Origin of the sequence: Burkholderia sp. S-53, from assembly GCF_025560745.1 — a bacterium.
GTDB lineage: Bacteria > Pseudomonadota > Gammaproteobacteria > Burkholderiales > Burkholderiaceae > Burkholderia > Burkholderia pyrrocinia.
Genome location: NZ_CP090483.1, coordinates 3436290 through 3457897 on the forward strand (window position 1 = coordinate 3436290; position 21608 = coordinate 3457897).

Annotated in this window: 19 protein-coding genes; 11 read left to right on the top strand and 8 right to left on the bottom strand. The window is 68.6% G+C overall.

Going from position 1 to position 21608, the window contains the following annotated elements; all coding sequences use genetic code 11:
* Positions 1-11: 11 nt before the first annotated feature.
* Positions 12-1652, top strand: a complete 1641-nt coding sequence (locus tag LXM88_RS20955) for an ABC-F family ATP-binding cassette domain-containing protein (protein WP_262537337.1) — start codon at positions 12-14, stop codon at positions 1650-1652.
* Positions 1653-1659: 7 nt separating this feature from the next.
* Here LXM88_RS20955 and LXM88_RS20960 read toward each other — a convergent pair whose 3' ends face one another.
* The 3 genes from LXM88_RS20960 to LXM88_RS20970 all read right to left on the bottom strand — a co-directional run bounded on the left by LXM88_RS20960 (position 1660) and on the right by LXM88_RS20970 (position 4884).
* Complete coding sequence (locus LXM88_RS20960) at positions 1660-1914, bottom strand: DUF6429 family protein (RefSeq protein ID WP_262537340.1); 255 nt, start codon at positions 1912-1914, stop codon at positions 1660-1662.
* A 29-nt stretch (positions 1915-1943) separates the two neighbouring features.
* Positions 1944-3731, bottom strand: coding sequence for an SWIM zinc finger family protein (locus LXM88_RS20965; protein WP_262537343.1), 1788 nt, complete (start codon positions 3729-3731; stop codon positions 1944-1946).
* Between the two features lie 76 nt (positions 3732-3807).
* Positions 3808-4884, bottom strand: a complete 1077-nt coding sequence (locus LXM88_RS20970) for an MBL fold metallo-hydrolase (RefSeq protein WP_262537345.1) — start codon at positions 4882-4884, stop codon at positions 3808-3810.
* A 304-nt stretch (positions 4885-5188) separates the two neighbouring features.
* On the opposite strand from LXM88_RS20970, the gene aceK reads away from it, so the two are divergent.
* From aceK to bioB, 9 genes are all read left to right on the top strand, one after another.
* A complete protein-coding gene (gene aceK, locus LXM88_RS20975) occupies positions 5189-7006 on the top strand; it encodes a bifunctional isocitrate dehydrogenase kinase/phosphatase (protein WP_262537347.1) in 1818 nt (605 codons plus the stop codon).
* Between the two features lie 56 nt (positions 7007-7062).
* On the top strand, positions 7063-7830 hold the full coding sequence (gene can / locus LXM88_RS20980; protein ID WP_262537349.1) for a carbonate dehydratase: 768 nt from the start codon (positions 7063-7065) through the stop codon (positions 7828-7830).
* Between the two features lie 90 nt (positions 7831-7920).
* A complete protein-coding gene (locus LXM88_RS20985) occupies positions 7921-8598 on the top strand; it encodes an SDR family oxidoreductase (protein WP_262537352.1) in 678 nt (225 codons plus the stop codon).
* A 39-nt stretch (positions 8599-8637) separates the two neighbouring features.
* Complete coding sequence (locus LXM88_RS20990; RefSeq protein ID WP_174382646.1) at positions 8638-9075, top strand: YchJ family protein; 438 nt, start codon at positions 8638-8640, stop codon at positions 9073-9075.
* A 107-nt stretch (positions 9076-9182) separates the two neighbouring features.
* The gene (locus LXM88_RS20995) at positions 9183-10457 is read left to right on the top strand and encodes a dienelactone hydrolase family protein (RefSeq protein ID WP_262537356.1); all 1275 of its coding nucleotides are present in this window, start codon (positions 9183-9185) and stop codon (positions 10455-10457) included.
* Between the two features lie 518 nt (positions 10458-10975).
* Positions 10976-12319, top strand: coding sequence for an adenosylmethionine--8-amino-7-oxononanoate transaminase (gene bioA, locus LXM88_RS21000; RefSeq protein ID WP_262537359.1), 1344 nt, complete (start codon positions 10976-10978; stop codon positions 12317-12319).
* Positions 12316-13509: an 8-amino-7-oxononanoate synthase gene (gene bioF / locus LXM88_RS21005; RefSeq protein WP_262537362.1), complete on the top strand. Its 1194-nt coding sequence runs from the start codon at positions 12316-12318 to the stop codon at positions 13507-13509. Before bioA ends, bioF begins: the two co-directional genes overlap by 4 nt.
* Positions 13506-14225 carry a dethiobiotin synthase gene (bioD, locus tag LXM88_RS21010; RefSeq protein ID WP_262537364.1) on the top strand — a complete coding sequence of 240 codons (720 nt, stop codon included), beginning with the start codon at positions 13506-13508 and terminating at the stop codon, positions 14223-14225. Before bioF ends, bioD begins: the two co-directional genes overlap by 4 nt.
* 41 nt (positions 14226-14266) lie before the next feature.
* Positions 14267-15286: a biotin synthase BioB gene (bioB, locus tag LXM88_RS21015; RefSeq protein WP_047899165.1), complete on the top strand. Its 1020-nt coding sequence runs from the start codon at positions 14267-14269 to the stop codon at positions 15284-15286.
* A gap of 61 nt (positions 15287-15347) precedes the next feature.
* Here the strand turns inward: bioB and LXM88_RS21020 are convergent, their stop codons facing one another.
* The 5 genes from LXM88_RS21020 to LXM88_RS21040 all read right to left on the bottom strand — a co-directional run bounded on the left by LXM88_RS21020 (position 15348) and on the right by LXM88_RS21040 (position 19570).
* Positions 15348-16430, bottom strand: coding sequence for a suppressor of fused domain protein (locus LXM88_RS21020; protein WP_262537367.1), 1083 nt, complete (start codon positions 16428-16430; stop codon positions 15348-15350).
* 92 nt (positions 16431-16522) lie between these two features.
* Positions 16523-17248, bottom strand: a complete 726-nt coding sequence (locus LXM88_RS21025; protein WP_262537369.1) for a copper homeostasis protein CutC — start codon at positions 17246-17248, stop codon at positions 16523-16525.
* Positions 17249-17331: 83 nt separating this feature from the next.
* A complete protein-coding gene (locus tag LXM88_RS21030) occupies positions 17332-17733 on the bottom strand; it encodes a hypothetical protein (protein WP_262537372.1) in 402 nt (133 codons plus the stop codon).
* Complete coding sequence (locus LXM88_RS21035; protein ID WP_262537375.1) at positions 17730-18116, bottom strand: hypothetical protein; 387 nt, start codon at positions 18114-18116, stop codon at positions 17730-17732. Before LXM88_RS21035 ends, LXM88_RS21030 begins: the two co-directional genes overlap by 4 nt.
* 167 nt (positions 18117-18283) lie before the next feature.
* On the bottom strand, positions 18284-19570 hold the full coding sequence (locus tag LXM88_RS21040; RefSeq protein WP_262537376.1) for a sensor domain-containing phosphodiesterase: 1287 nt from the start codon (positions 19568-19570) through the stop codon (positions 18284-18286).
* A 296-nt stretch (positions 19571-19866) separates the two neighbouring features.
* Between LXM88_RS21040 and LXM88_RS21045 the strand changes: the two genes are divergently transcribed.
* On the top strand, positions 19867-21534 hold the full coding sequence (locus LXM88_RS21045; protein WP_262537378.1) for a Na+/H+ antiporter: 1668 nt from the start codon (positions 19867-19869) through the stop codon (positions 21532-21534).
* Positions 21535-21608: the final 74 nt, after the last annotated feature.

Here is a 21608-nt window from a genome sequence, read left to right on the forward strand (position 1 = left end):
CGGAGGTGCTTATGGCTGCAGCCACGCCCACCGGCGCGCTCGTCGCGCTTCATCACGTTTCCTTCCGCTTCGACGACGGCTTCACGCTGTTCGATTCGCTCGACCTTTCCATCGATCGCACGCCGACGGGCATCGTCGGCCGCAACGGCGTCGGCAAGAGCCTGCTCGCGCAACTGATCGCGGGCCGCTGCGCGCCGAGCTCGGGGACGATCGACCGGCATGTGCCGATCGCCTACGTCGCGCAGCAGCACGACGATGCAGCGGCCGGCTCGCGGACCGTCGCGCAGCTCGCCGCGCTCGATGCACCGCTCGGCGCGCTTGCGCGTCTCGCGAATGGTCACGCGGAGCCGCACGACTTCGACCTGATCGGCGATCGCTGGGATCTCGCGGAACGCCTGCGCACGGCGCTCGACGCGGCCGGCCTGCACGACGTGCGGCCCGACACGCCCGCGCATGCGCTGAGCGGCGGCCAGCTCGCACGCGTCGCGCTGATCGGCGCGCTGCTGTCCGGCGCCGGCCTGCTGGTGCTCGACGAACCGACCAACCATCTCGACGCACCGGGCCGCGCATGGCTGCGTGCGGCGCTTGACGGCTGGCGCGGCGGGCTCGTGATCGTGAGCCACGACCGTGCGCTGCTCGCCGGCGTGCAGCGCATCGTCGAGCTGACACCGCAAGGCGCGCGCTCGTACGGCGGCAACTACGCGCTCTACCGCGCGCAGCGCGACGCTGAACGGGACGCTGCGCAAGCGGCGCTCGATCACGCACGCACCGAGCGCAGCCGCGTCAGGCGCAGGCTAGAACAGGAGCACGACACGATCCAGCGCCATGCGGCCGCATCGCTGCGCGATGCGAAGACGGCCAACCTGTCGTCGATGGCGCGCCAGAGCCGCAAGGGCGCGGCGCGCGCGATCATGGGGACGGTCCGGCGTCATCAGAGCGACTTCAAGGCAACGCTCGACACGCGCGTGCAGGAAGCGGCCGCGCGCGTCGAAGCCGACGCGCCGGTGCTCGTCTCGCTGCCGGGCACGGAAGTCAGCGCGCGCCGCCAGTTGTTCACGCTCGAGTGCGCACAATTGCCGTGGCGCGTCGCGGGCGACGCCGACACGATCACGTGGTCGGCGAGCGGCGCCGTGCGCATCGCGCTGACGGGCCCGAACGGCTGCGGCAAGTCGACGTTGCTGCGGATGCTGGCGGGCGAGCTCGCGCCGCGTTCAGGTACATGCACGACGCACGTGAGCGCCGCGTATCTCGATCAGCGTCTCGCGCTGCTCGATCCCGGGCGCTCGATCGTCGCGCAACTGGGGCTGCTCGATACGCCGCTCGCCGAAGGCGACCTGCGCAGCCGTCTCGCGCTGTTGCAGCTCGACGCGACGCGTGCGACGCAGCCCGCACGGCAACTGAGCGGCGGCGAACGGCTGAAGGCCGCGCTCGCGTGCGCGTTGTGGCGCGGCACGCCCGCGCAACTGCTGCTGCTCGACGAGCCGACCAATCACCTCGATCTCGAATCGGTGCGTGCGATCGAAGGCGCGCTGGCCGGCTTCCCCGGCGCGATCGTGGTTGCGTCGCACGACGCCGCGTTTCTTGCGGCGCTCGAGCCGACGCACACGATGCAATGGCATCGCGACGGGTGGCGCTACGAACCCGTCGTATAACTGAAGATCATCGTGGGTCGCCTGTCGGCGTAGCGCCGGAATCGACGAACAGCCGCATGAAAAGCCGCTCCGATTCTCTCAAGCCCTCATCGGTCAGCATGATGGATTTCGTCTTGTTGACGGGATCGCCGATCAAGCCGCGCTCATGCAGTCGATTCAATGCAGCCCAATCGAAGGTTTTCCAGGCGCGATTGCGGTCGTGCAGGGTCAAATAAAGGAGCGCAAGCACGGCGTCGTCAACGGCGCCGAGATCGATATTCATCGCCATGTCCTCCGATCCGGCCGGCCGGATCACGAATCGAGCGTCGCAAGCAACTTGATGAAGTTGCGCTTGGCCCGGTAATCCTTGCGAATCGCGTCGAGCTCCGCGTCGAATGCCGCCTGCTGGCGATGCGCGACCCGCAAAGCGCGAATATCGCGCACGATGCCGAACGCCTCGTCGTACCGCGCGCTGCCACCGCCATGCTCGACCGCAACCGGTAAAAACCGATGATAGAGTGCGATCGCGTCGTCCGGATGCGTCTTCGCACGCGCCGCCGCCATCGCCGGCCAGACCGCGGTCGAGACCGGTCCGCCGCAAAACGCGCCCCACGCCGCTTCGTTGTCCTGCTCCGCGAGCAGCAGCTTCACCAGTTCGGTACGCGCCGACGGCTCCCAATATCGTCGAGCGGTACGGGTCCCCGCCTGCGTTTCCTGCTTCCGCGCAAGAGACAACAGATGCGAAACCGCCTGCTCCCTCACGACGTCGCATCGCTTCGTCGCCTTCGCAACCTTCATCAGCGCACGGAATGCGTCTGCCGTCGGATGGTGCGCGAAGCGTTGCCACGCGAGTTCGCCCGCCCGATCGAATGCACGGCGACGCAGATACTCGTCGATACAGAAGCCCAGCAGGCGATCGTCGTGCCGATCCTTCGTTTCGCGCATCCCGCGTTCGGCCCACGCCAGCCCTTCGTCGAAACGGCCATGCTCCGCGCACAATTCCGCGATCTGCGCGAATCGGTACGACGCGGACAGATCCTTCGACCAGATGCGAATCAGCGCGTCGACGTCGCCGTCGTGCCTCGCCAGCGATTCCATCGCATGCTCGAGATTCAAGCGCACCGAATCGTACGAGCGCCGACCGTCCCGCCCGGCCGGCAGCGGGGGCAGCGCGGCCCATTGATGCTCGACCAGTTGCCGATAGCGGCGCAATCCCGCATCGCCCAGCGGTTCCGCATAGGCCGGCAGCACGCCGCGAAACGTATCCCACTGCCCGTCGACCTGCAGGCGAAACAGGCGTTCGGCCAGTTTCATCGGCTCCGGCCGCGTCTGGACGCACGCATCGAGGTGCACACCGGTCAGTTCTTCGATGCCGGGCGCCACGCTGCCGTCCGAGTCGTCGATCTGTTCGAGGCTCGCTTCGGCGTCCGCAATCGCCAGTTCCGCCAGCTCGACCACCTGCGCGGCATGAGGGCCCGCCAACTGCCGCCGCAGCATGTCGGCCACTTCGAACAGGGCCTCTCCGTACGTGTGCGCTTCATCCCAGCCGAGCGGCCGCGACACGCGCGTCAATTGCCGGACGGCGGCGCGCAGGCTTGCCGCGTCGCCGGCATTCGCGGCACGTGCGTCGAACAGCAGCCTGTCGCGCAATGACCGATCGCGCTCGGCCGCGTCGAGCAGCCAATTCCGCAACGCATCCTCGTCGAGCGTCTCAAGGTAGTCACGAATCAGTTCCGCATGGGTCTTGCGCTTGCGGCGCGAACGCGCGGGTGGTTCGGGCGTCTCGTCGTGAAAGACCTCCTCGCCGCTGTTTTCGAGCCACGACAATGCGACCGCCACCGCATGCTTGCAGAACGCCCCTTCGTCGCCGACCGGGCAATTGCACGCGTAGCCCAGCCCGCCGTCGTCGCTCACCGCGAACTCGACGTGATAGCGATACGTACCGCGCACGGTCGCCGACAGCACGCCGCCGCGCTCGGTCAGCCTCGAGACGACGCCGTCGTGAAAATAGGCCTTGCCGCGCGCAAAGGATTGCGGATCGGCCAGCGCCCGGATTTCCGCGAGCGTGATGACGTCGGCGAGGGAGATATTGCGTGGCATGGGTCGCGACGGGTATCGAGTTCGAATACCGGGAATTCTACAAAAGCGCCCGATACGCTACCGCCGGCATGCACGTTCAATGCCGCACGAAGCGAATGACCCCGTCGTCGCCCTGCGCGCGCACGAGTTCGCCCGCGAGCCACAGCAGGTTCAGGTGCGCGAGCGCCTCGCCGAGCGCGAACGTCATCTGGTGGATGTCGAGCTCGCGGCGGCGGAACATGATCGGCACGATGTCGGCCGCGCTCATCGGCTGCTCCGCGCACGCGACGCGCACTTCGTCGAGCCGCGCGTCATGGTGTTCGCGCAGTTGCACGATGCGCGTGCGCACGCCGCGGAACGGCTTGCCGTGCGACGGCAGCACGAGCGTGTCGGGTGCCATCGTCTCGTAGCGGCCGAGCGACTGCAGGTACAGCGCGAGCGGGTTCGCTTCCGGCTCGAGGTCGAACACGGACACGTTCGTCGAGATGCGCGGCAGCACCATGTCGCCGGAGATCAGCACGCCGTCCGCTTCGCTGTGCAGCGCGCAATGTTCAGGCGAATGGCCGTAGCCGGTGACGACGCGCCAGGTGCGCGCGCCGATCGTCACCGCGTCGCCTTCGCGCAGGCGCCGGTAGCGCGGCGGCACGGCCGGCACGAGATCCGAGTAGTAGCTGCGGCGGTTGCGCAGCTTGTCGAGCGCGGCGGGATCGGTCAGCCCGTGGCGCGCGAAATGATCGGCGGCGGCCGCGCCGCCCGCGTTCGAGCCGTTGCCGGCCGCCATCAGGCAGCCGAACATGTATTCGCCGAGCGTCATCCACAGCCGCACGTTCCAGCGGCCCTTGTCGCCGCCCTCGCACAGCCAGTTCGCGAGGCCGAAGTGATCGGGGTGGCAATGCGTGACGAGCACGCGCAGCACCGGCAGGCCGTCGAGATGCGTGTCGAAGATCTGCTCCCAGTGCGTGCGGATCGCGTCCGACGAGATCCCGCAATCGACGATCGTCCAGCCGGCCTGCCCGTCGATCTCGTCGCGCAGCAGCCAGAGGTTGATGTGGTCGAGCGAGAACGGCAGCGGCATGCGCAGCCAGCGCACGCCGGGCGCGACCTCGAACGTGTCGCCCGCGGCGGGCAGCGTGTCGGCGAAGGGATAGTCGAGTTGGTGTTCCAGTGCGTTCATCGGTGGGGCGTCTCGTCGTTATCTGTGCAAATGCGCGCCAGCGGCAAGCCGCGGCAGGCGGTGCGTCGATTCTATCGCCGTCGCGCGAAACGCGTGCCCGGCGGCCATCGGTCCGTCAAAAAAAGTTCGTGTCAGAATCGGTTCCGTACCCGTATCTTTACGCGAAGAAGCACCGAACGGCGCCCAACGACGGACAACCCGCCGCTTGCCGGCCGGCCACGCGTCGCCGCAAAGTCTTTGAACCGCCCGCTTGGGCGCTAAAATGGCGAGTGCTTACAGCCCCTCCTGAACGAGCCTGCACGCGATGAATCACTTTCCCAAACTGCTGTCGTCGCAGATCGGTTTCGACGTCGCGCAGACGATGCTCGAATACTTCGATCGCCACTACCGGATCTTCCGCGAAGCGGCCGTCGAGGCCAAGACGCTGTTCGAGCACACCGACTGGCACGGGCTGCAGCGGCTCGCGCGCGAGCGGATCACGTCGTACGACGATCGCGTGCAGGAATGCGTCGAGGTGCTGGAAGACGAATACGACGCGGAGAACATCGACGACGAGGTCTGGCAGCAGATCAAGCTGCACTACATCGGCCTGCTCACGTCGCATCGCCAGCCCGAGTGCGCGGAGACGTTCTTCAATTCGGTGTGCTGCAAGATCCTGCACCGCTCGTATTTCAGCAACGATTTCATCTTCGTGCGCCCGGCGATCTCGACCGAGTATCTCGAGAACGACGAGCCGGCCGCGAAACCGACCTATCGTGCGTACTATCCGGGCACCGACGGGCTCGCGGTCACGCTCGAACGCATCGTCACGAACTTCCAGCTCGACCCGCCGTTCGAGGATCTCTCGCGCGACATCGCGTGCGTGATGCAGGCGATCCACGACGAGTTCGGCCACTTCGACGCAGCGCCGAATTTCCAGATCCACGTGCTGTCGTCGCTGTTCTTCCGCAACAAGAGCGCATACATCGTCGGCCGCATCATCAATGCCGACCGCGTGCTGCCGTTCGCGGTGCCGATCCGCCACGTGCGCCCGGGCCTGCTCGCGCTCGACACCGTGCTGCTGCGCCGCGACCTGCTGCAGATCATCTTCAGCTTCTCGCACTCGTATTTCCTCGTCGACATGGGCGTGCCGTCCGCGTATGTGGACTTCCTGTGCACGATCATGCCCGGCAAGCCGAAGGCGGAGATCTACACGTCGGTCGGCCTGCAGAAGCAGGGCAAGAACCTGTTCTACCGCGACCTGCTGCACCACCTGTCGCATTCGAGCGACCGCTTCATCATCGCGCCCGGGATCAAGGGCCTCGTGATGCTCGTGTTCACGCTGCCGTCGTTCCCGTACGTGTTCAAGATCATCAAGGATCAGTTCCCGCCGCCGAAGGAAACGACGCGCGCGCAGATCATGGAGAAGTACCAGCTCGTGAAGCGCCACGACCGCCTCGGGCGGATGGCCGACACGCTCGAGTATTCGAGCGTCGCGCTGCCGCTCGCGCGGCTCGATCATGCGCTCGTGCGCGAGCTCGAGAAGGAAGTGCCGTCGCTGCTCGAATACGAGGACGACAATCTCGTGATCAGGCACCTGTACATCGAGCGCCGGATGACGCCGCTGAACCTGTACCTGCAGAACGGCACCGACGCGGACATCGAGCACGGCGTGAAGGAGTACGGCAACGCGGTGAAGGAGCTGATGAAGGCGAACATCTTCCCCGGCGACATGCTGTACAAGAACTTCGGCGTCACGCGCCACGGCCGCGTCGTGTTCTACGACTACGACGAGATCGAGTACCTGACCGACTGCAACGTGCGCCGCGTGCCGCCGCCGCGCAACGAGGAAGACGAGCTGTCCGGCGAACCGTGGTATACCGTCGGCCCGCACGACATCTTTCCGGAGACCTACGGGCCGTTCCTGCTCGGCGACCCGCGCGTGCGGGGCGTGTTCATGAAGCATCACGCGGACTTTTTCGATCCCGCGCTGTGGCAGGCAAGCAAGGACAAGCTGCTGCAGGGCGAATTGCCCGATTTTTATCCGTACGACGCGGCGCTGCGCTTCAGCGTGCGCTACCCGGAGCGCTTCGGCGCGACGGACCAGAACGACGGCGAAGGCGACGCGCAGCGCGCCGCCTGACGCCGGTTACACCGAATCCGATATCGACCTGATTTCCGCACACGGAATCCACACCGATGAACACCCAAGACAACCCACTTTCACACCTGTTCGACAACAACGACGCGTGGGTCAAACGCAAGCTCGCCGACGATCCCGAATTCTTCACGCGCCTCGCCGACCAGCAGGCGCCGGAATATCTGTGGATCGGCTGCTCGGATTCGCGCGTGCCCGCGAACCAGATCATCGGCCTGCCGCCGGGCGAAGTGTTCGTCCACCGCAACATCGCGAACGTCGTCGTGCACAGCGACCTGAACTGCCTGTCGGTGATCCAGTTCGCGGTCGACATCCTGCGCGTGAAGCACATCATGGTCGTCGGCCACTACGGCTGCTCGGGCGTGAACGCGGCGCTGCACAACCGCCGCGTCGGCCTCGCGGACAACTGGCTGCATCACGTGCAGGACGTGCGCGAGCGCCACGCGGCGCTGCTCGACGAATGGCCGGTGGGCGAAGCGCGCTATCGCCGCCTGATCGAGCTGAACGCGATCGAGCAGGTCGTCAACGTGTGCCGCACGACGATCGTCAACGACGCATGGGCGCGCGGCCAGTCGCTCACCGTGCACGGGCTCGTGTACGGCGTGCACGACGGCCGGATGCGCAACCTCGGGATGGCCGTGTCGAACTTCGAGGCGCTCGACGAAACCTACAAGCGCTGCGTCGCCGCGCTCACCGCAGGCGGCGAGCATGCACCCGACAACGACATGGTCGTCGCCGATGCCGCGCAAATGAACGAAGTCGCGCAGGCGGTGGTCGATACGCTGAAGCCGTGCACGGACGCGGAGTAAGCACGCGCTCCGCGTCGGCGGCGACGCAACGGCAACCTGCATCGAACTGACCTGACGCCGTCACCACGGCACTGCAAAGGAGCGGCGAACATGAAAACCGTACTGATCGTCGGCGCATCGCGCGGCCTCGGCCGCGAATTCGTCCGGCAATACCGGCGCGACGGCTGGAACGTGATCGCCACCGCACGCGACGACGCATCGCTCGCCGCGCTGCGCGCGCTCGGCGCGCAAGCGCATGCGCTCGACATCGCGCAGCCCGAGCAGATCGCGGCGCTCGGCTGGAAGCTCGACGGCGAACGGCTCGATGCGGCCGTGCTCGTGTCGGGCGTCTACGGGCCGCGCACCGAAGGCGTCGAGACGATCACCGCCGAGGATTTCGACGCGGTGATGCACACGAACGTGCGCGGGCCGATGCAGTTGCTGCCGATCCTGCTGCCGCTCGTCGAGGATGCGCGCGGCGTGCTGGCCGTCGTGTCGAGCCGGATGGGCAGCATCGCCGAGGCGACCGGCACGACCGGCTGGCTGTACCGCGCGAGCAAGGCCGCGCTGAACGACCTGCTGCGCATCGCGTCGCTGCAGACGCGCCATGCAGCGTGCATCTCGCTGCATCCCGGCTGGGTGCGCACCGACATGGGCGGCGCGCAGGCCGCGATCGATCCGGAAACCAGCGTGACCGGCATGCGCCGCGTGATCGCCGAAGCCGGTGCGGACGTGTCGCAGGCGAACGGCCGTTTCTTCCAGTACGACGGCATCGAGCTGAGCTGGTAATCCGCGGTAACAACCGAGCGTCGTTAATTCCCGTTTCGCATGATTTTGAACCGACCTGACGCGTGCCCGTGCGGCGGCGCGTCCCCTGCTCCCGCCGGCAAAGCGCCGGCCCCGCGCTATGCGGCCTGCTGCGGCCGCTTCATCGACGGCGGCGAAGCCGCGCCGACCGCGCTCGAATTGATGCGTTCGCGGTACAGCGCGTACGTGCTCGGCGCGACCGGCTACCTGCGCGCGACGTGGGCGGCGCGCACCTGCCCGCCCGATCTCGACACCGACCCCGAAGCGCCCGACGCGCCGCGCTGGCTCGGGCTCGCGGTAAAACGTCATGCGCCGCTCGACGAACGGCACGCGGAGGTCGAGTTCGTGGCCCGCTACAAGGTTGGCGGACGCGCTTACCGGCTCCACGAGACAAGCCGTTTCGAGCGCGACGAGCACGGTTTCTGGCGCTATGTCGACGGCGAAGTAAGTGAACGCTGATAAATAGTTGCTGTGTCAGACGCCGGGTAATTCCCGCATTGCACAACCCGATTTTGTCGGGCTACGATGGCCGTCAGATTGGTCAAGTTGCATGGCAGGGCTTACGAATGGCGTTCAGCAAGGTGTTGGTGGGATGGATGGCGGCCTGTACGCTGTCGGCCGCTCAGGCCGGTACGCTGCCGAACGCCAATACGGGTACCGGCCCCGCAAGCGGGTCGCTCGCCCACGCCGAACGCTTCGACTACGGCAACTCGAACCTGCCGCAAGTCGCGGCCGACCTCAACGAGCAAATCCTCCGCATTCCCGCCGATGCTTCGGGCTCCGTCACGCTCGAGGCAACGCTCTTCAAGCCGGACGGCCCCGGCCCGTTCCCGCTCGTCGTCTTCAACCACGGCAAGAACACCGGCGATCTCCATCTGCAGCCGCGCAGCCGGCCGCTCGCGTTCGCGCGCGAGTTCGTGCGCCGCGGCTATGCGGTCATCGCGCCGAACCGCCAGGGCTTCGCCGGTTCGGGCGGCACGTACCAGCAGGAAGGTTGCAACGTCGGCAAGAACGGGCTCGCGCAGGCGGCAGACGTCGACGCGACGGTGCGCTACATGTCGCGCCAGTCTTACGTCGATGCATCGCGCATCGTCGTCGCCGGCACGTCGCACGGCGGCCTCGCGTCGGTCGCGTACGGCACCGAAGCCGCACCGGGCGTGCGCGGCATCATCAACTTCTCCGGCGGGCTGCGCCAGGATCTCTGCGACGGCTGGCAGCGCAACCTCGTCGACGCATTCGACCAGTACGGCGCGCGCACGGCCGTGCGGTCGCTGTGGCTGTACGGCGACAACGATTCGGTGTGGACGCCCGGGCTCGTCGCGCAAATGCACGACGCGTACGTGTCGCACGGCACGCAGGCCCAGTTCATCGACTTCGGCCGCTACAAGGACGACGCGCACCGGCTGATCGTCGATCGCGACGGCGTGCCGGTCTGGTGGCCGGCCGTCAACACGTTCCTCGAGAAGCTGAACCTGCCGACCTCGGTGCGCTATGCGGTCGCGAACCCGCACGAGCCGAAGGCCACCGGCTATGCGGCCATCGACGCGGTCAACGCCGTGCCGTATGTCGACGAAGCCGGCCGCGAAGGCTATCGCCGCTTCCTGAACCAGCATCCGAGCCGCGCGTTCGCGGTGTCCTCGGAAGGCGCGTGGTCGTGGGCCGAAGGCGGCGACGACCCGATGGCGCTCGCGCTCGACAACTGCGCGAAACAGGGCGCGGGCGCGTGCCGGCTGTATGCGGTCAACGACCGCGTCGTGTGGAACACGAACACGACGCAGACGGCCGACAACGGCGACGCCAACACGCACGACACCGACGCGCGCGCGCTGGCTTCGCGCTGACGCGCGGCGGGCCGTACGCCGCGCCTGTTTCGCTTCCTTCCCGCTTCCCGACCATTTCTTCCGTGCGTGATCGCATTGCGCGTCGCCGCGCGTTGTCGTATACGGCGCGTTCGCGCCATCGCCACGCCATCACGCCACCTCCTGCCGTTCCGGCGGCCCGCTCTCACCCCGGATTCCGCTGACCATTCCGCCGCCGCGGTTCGCGCCCGGCATCGTTCCGCTTCGCCGCGCCCTCCTTCGATCCCCGATTTTTCGCGATCGCGCCGCGCCCCGCCCCGCGATTTTTTTCTGTCGGGGGGTCTCACTCGAACGTCGTCATCTGCGCGCATTCCCGGGCATCTGAACCGTACCGTTCCGAGCCGCTCCGATCTGCACCGAACTCCCGCCCGGCAAGGCTTTGCGGCGTTTGTAACCGCTAGTGCAACGTGTCGCGGAACACGCTAATCTCAGCGCGTTTTGGAATCTGCCGCGCGGCATCCCGTCGATGCCGCGCGGCCGTTTTACCCTTCGGAGTTGCCTTGAGTACGCCAGCCACCGACGACTGGGTCGCGCGCAGCCTGCGCGCGGTCTGGCATCCCTGCACCCAGATGAAGCACCACGAGCGCCTGCCGCTCGTCCCGGTCGCGCGCGGCGCGGGCGTGTGGCTGTACGACCGCGACGGCCGGCGCTACTTCGACGCAATCAGCTCGTGGTGGGTCAACCTGTTCGGCCATGCGAATCCGGACATCAACACGGCGCTGAAGGACCAGCTCGACACGCTCGAGCACGCGATGCTCGCCGGCTGCACGCACGAGCCCGCGATCGAGCTCGCCGAGCGGCTGCACGCGCTCACCGCGCGCACGCTCGGCCACGCGTTCTTCGCGTCGGACGGCGCGTCGGCGGTCGAGATCGCGCTGAAGATGAGCTTCCACGCGTGGCGCAACCGCGGCCGCGCGAACAAGCAGGAATTCGTGTGCGTCGCGAACAGCTATCACGGCGAGACGATCGGCGCGCTCGGCGTGACCGACGTCGCGCTGTTCAAGGATGCGTACGACCCGCTGATCCGCCATGCGCACGTCGTCGCGTCGCCCGATGCGCGCGGCGCGCTGCCGGGCGAGACGGCCGCCGACGTCGCGGGCCGCGCGCTCGCGGACGTGCGGCGCCTGTTCGTCGAGCGCGGCGACCGGATCGCCGCGCTGATCGTCGAGCCGCTCGTGCAGTGCGCGGCCGGCATGGCGATGCACGATCCGTCGTACGTGCGCGGGCTGCGCGCGCTGTGCGACGAATTCGGCGTGCACCTGATCGCCGACGAGATCGCGGTCGGCTGCGGCCGCACCGGCACCTTCTTCGCGTGCGAGCAGGCCGGCGTGTGGCCCGATTTCATGTGCCTGTCGAAAGGCATCAGCGGCGGCTACCTGCCGCTGTCGCTCGTGCTCACGCGCGACGACGTGTTCGCGGCGTTCTACGACGACGACACGACGCGCGGCTTCCTGCACTCGCATTCGTACACGGGCAACCCGCTCGCATGCCGCGCCGCGGTCGCGACGCTCGACCTGTTCGCGCGCGACGACGTGCTCGCGCAAAACGCGCGCAAGTCGGCCGCGATGCGCGCCGCGCTCGCGCCGCTCGATGCGCACCCGCAGGTGCGCCACCTGCGCGAACGCGGCACGCTGTTCGCATTCGACGTCGCGCTCGACGGCGACGCGGCGCGCGGCTTCTCGCGACGCTTCTTCGAACGCGCGCTCGAACGCGAACTGCTGCTGCGCCCGATCGGCACGACCGTGTACCTGATGCCGCCGTACGTGATGAGCGACGACGACATCGCGTGGCTCGCGCAGCGAACGCGCGACACGCTCGACGCAACGCTCGCGGAGATTGCATGACGACGACATCCCTGCTCGACACCCTGCAGCGCGGCCTCGCCGATCTCGACACGCAAGGGCTGCGCCGCGTGCGCCGCATCGCCGACACCGCGTGCGACGCGCGCATGACGGTGGACGGCCGCGAGATCGTCGGCTTCGCGAGCAACGACTACCTCGGCCTCGCCGCGCATCCTGCGCTCGTCGCCGCATTCGGCGAAGGCGCGCAGCGCTACGGCTCCGGCAGCGGCGGCTCGCACCTGCTCGGCGGCCATTCGCGCGCGCACGCGACGCTCGAGGACGAACTCGCGGGCTTCGCGGGCGGCTTCTCCGACGCGCCGCGCGCGCTGTACTTCAGCACCGGCTACATGGCGAACCTCGCCGCGATGACGGCGCTCACCGGCAAAGGCGCGACGATTTTCTCCGACGCGCTGAACCATGCATCGCTGATCGACGGCATGCGGCTGTCGCGCGCGAACGTGCAGGTCTACCCGCACGCGGACACGGCCGCGCTCGCCGCGCTGCTCGACGCGTCGGATGCCGAAACGAAACTGATCGTCAGCGACACCGTGTTCAGCATGGACGGCGACCTCGCGCCGCTCGCCGAACTCGTCGCGCTGGCCGAACGCCACGGCGCCTGGCTCGTCGTCGACGACGCGCACGGCTTCGGCGTGCTCGGCCCGCAGGGCCGCGGCGCACTCGCGGCCGCCGCGCTGCGTTCGCCGCATCTCGTCTACGTCGGCACGCTCGGCAAGGCAGCCGGCGTCGCGGGCGCCTTCGTCATCGCGCACGAGACCGTGATCGAATGGCTGATCCAGCGCGCGCGCAGCTACATCTTCACGACGGCCGCGCCGCCGGCCGTCGCGCATGCGGTATCGGCCAGCCTGAAGGTAATCGCGGGCGACGAAGGCGACGCGCGCCGCGCGCACCTCGCCGCGCTGATCGAGCGCACCCGCGCGCTGCTGCGCAACACGCGCTGGCAGCCGGTCGATTCGCACACGGCCGTGCAGCCGCTCGTGATCGGCAGCAACGACGCGACGCTCGCGGCGATGCGCGCACTCGACGCGCACGGCCTGTGGGTGCCCGCGATCCGGCCGCCGACGGTACCCGCCGGCACGTCGCGGCTGCGCGTGTCGCTGTCGGCCGCGCATTCGTTCGACGATCTCGCACGGCTCGAAACCGCGCTGATCGAAGCCAGCGAGGCCGCAGCATGAACGCGCCCCTTTCGCTCTTCGTCACCGGCACCGACACCGAAATCGGCAAGACCTTCGTGTCGGCCGCGATGCTGCACGGCTTCGCGCGGCTCGGCCTGCGCGCGGCCGCGCTGAAGCCGGTCGCGGCCGGCGCATACGAGCGCGACGGCGTCTGGCACAACGAGGACGCCGACCAGCTCGACGCGGCCGCGAACGTCGTGCTGCCGCCCGAACTGCGCACGCCGTTCCTGCTGAAGGCGCCCGCCGCGCCGCACATCGTCGCCGCGCAGGAAGGCGTGACGCTCGACATCGACACGATCGTCGCGTGCCACCGCGAGGCGCTGACGCGCGCGGATATCGTCGTCGTCGAAGGCGCCGGCGGGTTTCGCGTGCCGCTGAACGACACGCAGGACATGGCCGATCTCGCGGTCGCGCTCGGCGTGCCGGTCGTGCTGGTGGTCGGCGTGCGGCTCGGCTGCATCAGCCACGCGCTGCTGACGGCCGACGCGATTCGCCAACGCGGCCTCACGCTCGCGGGCTGGGTCGCGAACCACGTCGACCCGGCGATGTCGTATCCGGACGAAAACGTCGCAACGCTGCGCGACTGGCTCGCGCGCGAGCACCGCGCGCCGCTCATCGGCCGCATTCCGCACATGACGCCGGCCGCCCCCGAATCCGCCGCGGCGATGCTCGACATCGCCGCGCTCGTCGAGTCGCTGCGCACCGCGCAGCATTGACCCAACCGAATCCCCACTCCCGCCCAGGACAGGAAAACGAAATGACTCAAGCCCAGACCGCCGCCGTGCAACCCGACGCGATTCCCGTGGCCGCACCGGCCCCGCAGCGCTGGCGTGTCGCCGACGTCGTCGCGCTGTTCGCACTGCCGTTCAACGACCTGATCTTCCGCGCGCAGCAGGTGCATCGCGAGCACTTCGACGCAAACGCAGTGCAGCTGTCGACGCTGCTGTCGATCAAGACAGGCGGTTGCGAGGAAGATTGCGGCTACTGCTCGCAGTCGTCGCATCACGACACGGGCCTGAAGGCCGAGAAGCTGATGGACGTCGACACGGTGCTCGACGCCGCGCGCGCGGCGAAGGCGAACGGCGCGAGCCGCTTCTGCATGGGCGCCGCGTGGCGCAACCCGAAGGAACGCCACATGCCGGCGCTGACCGAGATGGTGCGCGGCGTGAAGGAACTCGGCCTCGAGACCTGCATGACGCTCGGCATGCTCGAGGACGAACAGGCGCAGCAGCTCGCCGACGCGGGCCTCGACTACTACAACCACAACCTCGACACGTCGCCGGAGTTCTACGGCCAGGTGATCTCGACGCGCACGTACCAGGACCGCCTCGACACGCTCGACCGCGTGCGCGACGCGGGCATCAACGTGTGCTGCGGCGGCATCATCGGGATGGGCGAATCGCGCCGCGAACGCGCGGGCCTGATCTCGCAGCTCGCGAACCTGAACCCGTATCCGGAATCGGTGCCGATCAACAACCTCGTCGCGATCGAAGGCACGCCGCTCGAAGGCACCGCGCCGCTCGACCCGTTCGAATTCGTGCGCACGATCGCGGTCGCGCGCATCACGATGCCGAAGGCCGTCGTGCGCCTGTCGGCCGGCCGCGAGCAGCTCGACGACGCGATGCAGGCGATGTGCTTCCTCGCCGGCGCGAACTCGATGTTCTACGGCGACCAGCTGCTGACGACGAGCAATCCGCAGACGCAGCGCGACCGCGCGCTGTTCGAGCGCCTCGGCATCCGCGCGAGCCAGGCCGACGCACTGTCGGAAAACGCGTAAGCGAAACGGCCGTCGGGCCGGAGCTGCGAACGAAAAAGCCGGGGCATGCCCCGGCTTTTGTTCACCCGATCGTCTGCACCGCGTTACCGTGCGCGTCGCGGATCACGGTCTTCTCGACGCGCCAGCGCACGCCGTCGAGCCCGTCGATCGCATACTCGCCGGCGCGCGGCTTCAGCATGCGCGCCAGGGCCTGCACCGTCGCATCGGTGAGCCGCAGCGTCAGCGTGCCGTCCTCGTCGGTCACGCCGTTCGCGTCGCCGTGGACGAACCGCACCGCGCCGTCGTGACCGACCAGGCGGAACGGCCGGTCGAACGGCAGTCGCAACGGCAGCAGCGCGACGAGTTCCTCGACCTGCCGCGCGCCGACGGTAATCTCGACGACCGGCGCGCGCAGCAGCCGCTTGCGCGTTTCCCATCCCAGCACGTCGGTGAACAGGTAGCCGCTCGACGAGCCGTCGCGCTGCGTACCTTCATCCACTTGTGCGCGCACGTCCGCGCGCTCGAGCAGCGACGCGCGGCCGAGATCGGTCACCCACAACGGCAGGTGCGGCAGCAGCGTGTCGAGCAGCGCGCGCGTGCGCCAGCGCTTCGCGGCGTGCTCCTCGTCGAGCGTCAGCCCGACGACCTGCAGGAACGCCAGGCGGCCGTGCGGCGTGTCGATCGCCGGCAGTTCCGGATCGAACGCGAAACCCATCGAGCAGAGCACCGTGCCGGTGTCGAGCGCGATCGGGCCGTTGGCCGTCATCCAGTGGCCGTCGTCGAATGCGTTGCCGCTCTGGAACACGTAGCGCGCGAGGTTCTGCAGGAAACTGAACGCCCAGCGCGGCGGCTCGTCGTCGTCCGCACTGCACGCAACGCGAATCGTCAGCTCGAAACCGAAGCCGCTGACGGCCGGATCGTCAGACTCCTTCGCATACAGTTCGCTCAACCCGTACGTGACGAAATGCCAGTGCGGCACGGGCTCCGCGCGCTTCCACACGCTGATTCCGTCGAGCGGATCGGGGCCGCCGAGCCGCCACTTGACCAGCGTGCCGTAGTGCTTCGGCTCCTGGCCCGGATAGAGGCGCGCGAGCGCATCGTCGATCGCTTCCCAGCCCGGCGCGGCATCGTCGCCGCCCTGCGGGTCGTGTGTTGCGTCCGTCATGTGGCCCTCTCTCTCGAATCGTGTCTTCGTGCGTCGTGTCTTCGTGCGTCGTGTCTGCGCGTGCGGCGGCCGCCGCGCGCGTGACATGCGTGTCACACGTGCGCCGCCGCGCCGTCGAGCGCCGCGCGCACCCGCTCGACGAGTTGTTCGTCGACGGGTGCCAGCACCTCGCCGCGCGGCCGCACGCCCGAGCCGAAATGCACCGCGCGCACGCCGGTGGCCCGGACGAAATCGCCCACCGCCTCGACGGTGAGCCCCGAGCCGGCCAGCACCGTGCACGTCGACCCTTCCGCGTGCCGCACCATCCGCGTGATCGTCGCGGCCGCGTCGAGCACCGACGGGTGGCCGCCCGACGTCAGCACCGACGTGACGGCCGGCACGCGCAGCAGCGCGTCGAACGCGGCGTTGAGGTCGCGCGACACGTCGAACGCGCGGTGGAACGTCAGCGCGCGGCCATCCGCGGCGGCCGCGATGCGGGCCAGTGCGCCGAGATCGACGTCGCCGTGCGCGTCGAGCGCGCCGAATACGACACCGTTCGCGCCGGCCGCGACGGCCGCGCGCACGTCGCGTTCGATCACGCGCAGGTCGTCGGCGTCGTAGACGAACGACCGGCTGTGCGGGCGCACGATCACGTTGACGGGAATCGGCACGGCGGCCACGACGGCCTCGATCAGGCCAACACTCGGCGTCAGCCCGCCTTCGGTGATCGCGGTCACGAGTTCGAGGCGGTCGGCGCCCGCGCGGGCGGCGGCCTTCGCATCGCCGACGGTCGTGGCGATCACCTCGAGGAGGACGGAGGAAGCGGCGTTTCGGGTCATCGGCGGCTCGCGATTCGTCAGGACAATTCGCGCATCCTAGCCGAGCGGCGCGACGGGCGCCAGCGGGCCGGCCGCCGTACGCGTCAGCCGCGCCGCACGAGCCAGACGCCGGCCAGTGCGGACAACGCCGTCACCGCGGCGCCGGGCGCGAACCTGAACATCCGTGCGTCGAAGTACGCACTCTGCTGCATCATGTCGACGATCTTCGGTGTGAGCACGAGCATCGCCCAGCCGAGCGCCCCGAACGCGGTGGTCGCGGTCGCGACGAGCAGCGCGATGCCCGCGCCGCGCGCACGCGGCCGGAATGTGCCGGCAAACGCGCCCGCGGCGAGGAGCACGGCCGACACCGCGAACAGCACGGCGACGAATGCGGCCGTCGCGCCCGCATGGCCGACTTTCATGAACGTGACCGTCTGCGCGGCGCTCACGCAGATGCCCGCGATCGCGAACAGCACGATCGCCAGCGCGTTACGCACGAAGCTCACGCGAGTGCCTGGCGGAAATACGCAGTCGCGGGGCGCCGGAACAGCAGGTAGACGAACAGCGCGAACAGCAGGAAGCCGGGAATCAGCACCGCGAACATCGACGTCGGCATGTTGACGAACGAGAACGCGAAACCGAGCACGGACGTCGCGATATAGGCCTTGCGCGACCACTCGCGACCCTTGAGGATCGCGATGCCGATCACGACGTTCGCGGCTTCGATGATCACGCTGATGCCGAGCGTCGCCCAGACGGGCAGCAGGTAGTGCGACAGCAGCGCCTGGGTGGTCGGCATGCCGATCGAGAACGGCGTATAGACGCACGTGATCGCGTTGGTGACGATGATGATCCACGCGAGGATGGTCAGCGAAATCGGTCTTTTCATTGTGTTGTCCTGTTATTCGCCGCCATGGTGGCCCCCGGAGCGGCGCGATCGCGGTCACGACGGCCGCGATCGCGCCATTGTCGGGGAAGCACACGGGGAACGCAACGGCCGGCCCGGGCCGATGCGCCCCGCTCGTCCGGATCGCCGCATGCGGTGCGCGCGCGGCGCTAGCCGGCGTCCGCTTCGTCGTCGACCCAGTCGATATCGCCGCACAGCACGCGCTGCGCATCGCCGACGCGCACGGCCACCGACAGCGTCACGCACGGCTGCGCCTCGTTGATCGACAGGTACGGCCGCGTGACCTGCACGCGCCCCGGCTCGGCGATCGCCGAGCGGAAATACGGCCGGCGCAGCCAGTTCGCACCCTGCGCATCCGCCAGCGGCGAGAAGCGTGCTTCGCTCAGCGCGCGATCGGCGCGCAGCACGACGTTGCGGCCCGACTGCCGGCCGTGCGCGTCGAGCAGGAAGCAGCGCGCGGCGGCGTCGAGCGCGAGGAAATTCCAGCACACCTCGTCGAGCGGCTCGCCGGCCGCGAGACGCTCGGCCGCGCGCTCGAACGCGCGCAGGTACGGCGCGATTCGCTGCGCATCGCGCCGCTCGCGCGCTTCGGTCTGCAGACGAAAGCGCTCGGTCAGCTCGCCGATGCAACCCGTCGCGGTCACGCTGTCGGGCAACCCCGGCGCCGGGCGGCCGAAGTAGTAGCCCTGCACGAAATCGGCCTCGCACGACAGCGCAATCTGCGCCTCGTGCTCGGTCTCGATCCCCTCGACGAGCACGAGCTTGCCGGCCTCGTGCAGCAGCGTCACGAGCCCGTGCAGGATCGCGGTGAGCCCCGTGCGGTGCGCCGCGTGCGACAGCATGATCCGGTCGAGCTTCACGATGTCCGGGTTCAGTTGCCAGATCCGCTCGAGGTTCGAGTGGCCGGCGCCGAAATCGTCGAGCGCGATCAGGAAGCCGTGCGTGCGGAATTCGCGCACGGCCTCGGCGAGCCGCTCGACGTCTTCCGCGCGCTGTTCGAGCACCTCGAGCACGATGCGGCGCGGCGGCATGCCGAGCCGCTTCAGGTTCGCGAGCAGTGCGGCCGCCTGGAACGGGTCGGTGAGCACGCCCGGATGGACGTTGAGAAACAGCCACTCGCGCTCGGCGCCGAGCAGCGCGAAGTTCTCGAGATGCAGCGCCTGCGCGAGCCGGTCGAGCTGCAGCAGTTCGCCCTGGCGCGCGGCTTCGCCGAACACGTCGAGCGGCGACACGGGGCGGTCGAGCGCATCGTGCGCGCGCAACAGCGCCTCGTAGCCGACCGCACGCTGGTGCGACAGGCTGAATATCGGCTGGAACACGGTCGTAAGCGTCAGGTCGCGATGCTGCGTTGCCAGCCGTTCGAGGCCGGAGCTCATCTCCCGCTCGAAACGGTACGGCGACGCGGCGGCCGGACGCTCCTGTTGCACGATCGTCATGCCTTCCTCCTGGTGAAGCACTCGAACGCGGCGTCCGACGAAACGGACGGCGCGTGCAATGTCTTGGTTGGACCCTCGGTTGTCCGGTCGGTGCCGGACGGCTGACCAGCATCAAGCAAGCTCCGTGCAAGGCACGAACAACCCATGCGCCGCGCGGGTGCGCCGGGCCGCCGCACCATCATGGCACGCGCCCGATGCACCATTTTCGTGCGCACGCACCGGCCGCTCGAGCGCAGCGGTCACGTCAGCACGCTACACTCCGTACGATCGTTTCATTCCCCGTATTCGCCGTATCGATGGAAATCGTCTTCACCGTCCTGATCCTGCTGCTGACCGTCGCACTGTCCGGCGCCGTCACACGCATCCTGCCGTTGCAACTCCCGCTGCCGCTGATGCAGATCGTATTCGGCGCGATGCTCGCGTGGCCGAAGCTGAACCTGCACGTCACGTTCGATCCCGAAATCTTCATGCTGCTGTTCATTCCGCCGCTGCTGTTCGCGGACGGCTGGCGGATTCCGAAACGCGAGCTGTACCTGCAGCGCCGCGCGATCCTGATGCTCGCGTTCGGGCTCGTGTTCATGACGGTACTCGCAGTGGGCTACTTCGCGCATTGGCTGATTCCCGAGTTGCCGCTGCCGATCGCGTTCGCGCTCGCGGCCGTGCTGTCGCCGACCGACGCGGTCGCGCTGTCGGGCATCGCCGGCAAGGGCCGGATCCCGCCGCAACTGATGCACATCCTCGAAGGCGAGGCGCTGATGAACGACGCGTCGGGCCTCGTCGCGCTGAAGTTCGCGATCGCGGCCGCGCTGACCGGCGTGTTCTCGCTGCGCGCCGCGTCGGTCACGTTCGTGATCGTCGCCGCCGGCGGGCTCGCGACGGGCGCGATCGTGTCGTGGGTGTTCAGCACGCTGTCGACGCGTTTCCTGAACGCAGAGCAGGAAGGCGATCCGGCCCCCGGCATCGTGATGACGCTGCTCGTGCCGTTCGCGGCCTACCTGTTCGCCGAGCACCTCGACCTGTCGGGCGTGCTCGCGGCCGTGTCGGCCGGGATGATGATGAATTACACGAGCTTCTCGCGCAAAAGCACCGTCGCGTCGCGCGTGCGCGCCGAAAGCACGTGGGCGATGATCGAGTTCGTGTTCAACGGCATGGTGTTCATCATGCTCGGGCTGCAGTTGCCGCACATCATCGGCCGCGCGCTCGTCGACGCGCACCATACGAGCGACGCGCTGGTCGGCCGGATGATCTTCAACGTGTGCGCGATGATGCTCGCGCTGTATGCGATCCGCTTCCTGTGGGTCTGGCTGCTGCGCTGGATCGCGAGCCGCCGCGCCGCGCGCCAGGGCCTCGCGGGCACGATGGCCGGCGTGCGCACGATCGCGGTGATGACGGTCGGCGGCGTGCGCGGCGCGGTCACGCTCGCCGGCGTGCTGTCGATCCCGGTCGCGCTCGCCGACGGCGCGCCGCTGCCGGGGCGCGACACCGCGATCTTCGTCGCGTCGGCCGTGATCCTCGGCTCGCTCGTCGTCGCGGTGATCGGCCTGCCGCTGCTGCTGCGCGGCGTGCGCTCGTCGCGCAACCCGCTCGCCGACGAGGAGCGCACCGCACGCGCGACCGCCGCGCAGGCCGCGATCCGCGCGATCGACTCGTCGCACGACGCGATCTCGGCCGATCTCGACGAATCGGGCGCCGCGCGCTGCGCGGACATTTCGGCGCGCGTGATGGACCAGTACCGCCGCCGGCTCGCCGCGCTCGCCGAGGACGGCCCCACGCCACGCGCGGAAGCGAAGCAGTCCGAGACGATGGAGCTGCAGATGCGGATCGCCGCGATCCGCGCGGAGCGCTCGGTGCTGTACCGGCTGCGCAGCGACAGCAAGATTTCCGACGAGACGCTGACGAAGCTGATCCGCGAGATCGACCTGTCGGAAACCGCGCTGTCGACGCGCAAGAAAGGCATTCTCTGACGGGCCGGTCAATGCCCGGAAGCAACCGCGCATAACAAAACGGCGACGCCGCAGCGTCGCCGTGTTCACCTCCG

Coding starts and splice junctions, on each gene's coding strand:
- LXM88_RS20960 (WP_262537340.1), bottom strand. CDS start 1,914: ATGAATATCGATCTCGGCGCCGTTGACGACGCCGTGCTTGCGCTCCTT.
- LXM88_RS20970 (WP_262537345.1), bottom strand. CDS start 4,884: ATGAACGCACTGGAACACCAACTCGACTATCCCTTCGCCGACACGCTG.
- LXM88_RS20955 (WP_262537337.1), top strand. CDS start 12: ATGGCTGCAGCCACGCCCACCGGCGCGCTCGTCGCGCTTCATCACGTT.
- LXM88_RS21020 (WP_262537367.1), bottom strand. CDS start 16,430: ATGACGGACGCAACACACGACCCGCAGGGCGGCGACGATGCCGCGCCG.
- LXM88_RS21045 (WP_262537378.1), top strand. CDS start 19,867: ATGGAAATCGTCTTCACCGTCCTGATCCTGCTGCTGACCGTCGCACTG.
- LXM88_RS20985 (WP_262537352.1), top strand. CDS start 7,921: ATGAAAACCGTACTGATCGTCGGCGCATCGCGCGGCCTCGGCCGCGAA.
- bioD (WP_262537364.1), top strand. CDS start 13,506: ATGAACGCGCCCCTTTCGCTCTTCGTCACCGGCACCGACACCGAAATC.
- LXM88_RS20990 (WP_174382646.1), top strand. CDS start 8,638: ATGATTTTGAACCGACCTGACGCGTGCCCGTGCGGCGGCGCGTCCCCT.
- LXM88_RS21035 (WP_262537375.1), bottom strand. CDS start 18,116: ATGAAAAGACCGATTTCGCTGACCATCCTCGCGTGGATCATCATCGTC.
- bioB (WP_047899165.1), top strand. CDS start 14,267: ATGACTCAAGCCCAGACCGCCGCCGTGCAACCCGACGCGATTCCCGTG.
- bioF (WP_262537362.1), top strand. CDS start 12,316: ATGACGACGACATCCCTGCTCGACACCCTGCAGCGCGGCCTCGCCGAT.
- aceK (WP_262537347.1), top strand. CDS start 5,189: ATGAATCACTTTCCCAAACTGCTGTCGTCGCAGATCGGTTTCGACGTC.
- LXM88_RS20965 (WP_262537343.1), bottom strand. CDS start 3,731: ATGCCACGCAATATCTCCCTCGCCGACGTCATCACGCTCGCGGAAATC.
- LXM88_RS21040 (WP_262537376.1), bottom strand. CDS start 19,570: ATGACGATCGTGCAACAGGAGCGTCCGGCCGCCGCGTCGCCGTACCGT.
- can (WP_262537349.1), top strand. CDS start 7,063: ATGAACACCCAAGACAACCCACTTTCACACCTGTTCGACAACAACGAC.
- LXM88_RS20995 (WP_262537356.1), top strand. CDS start 9,183: ATGGCGTTCAGCAAGGTGTTGGTGGGATGGATGGCGGCCTGTACGCTG.
- LXM88_RS21025 (WP_262537369.1), bottom strand. CDS start 17,248: ATGACCCGAAACGCCGCTTCCTCCGTCCTCCTCGAGGTGATCGCCACG.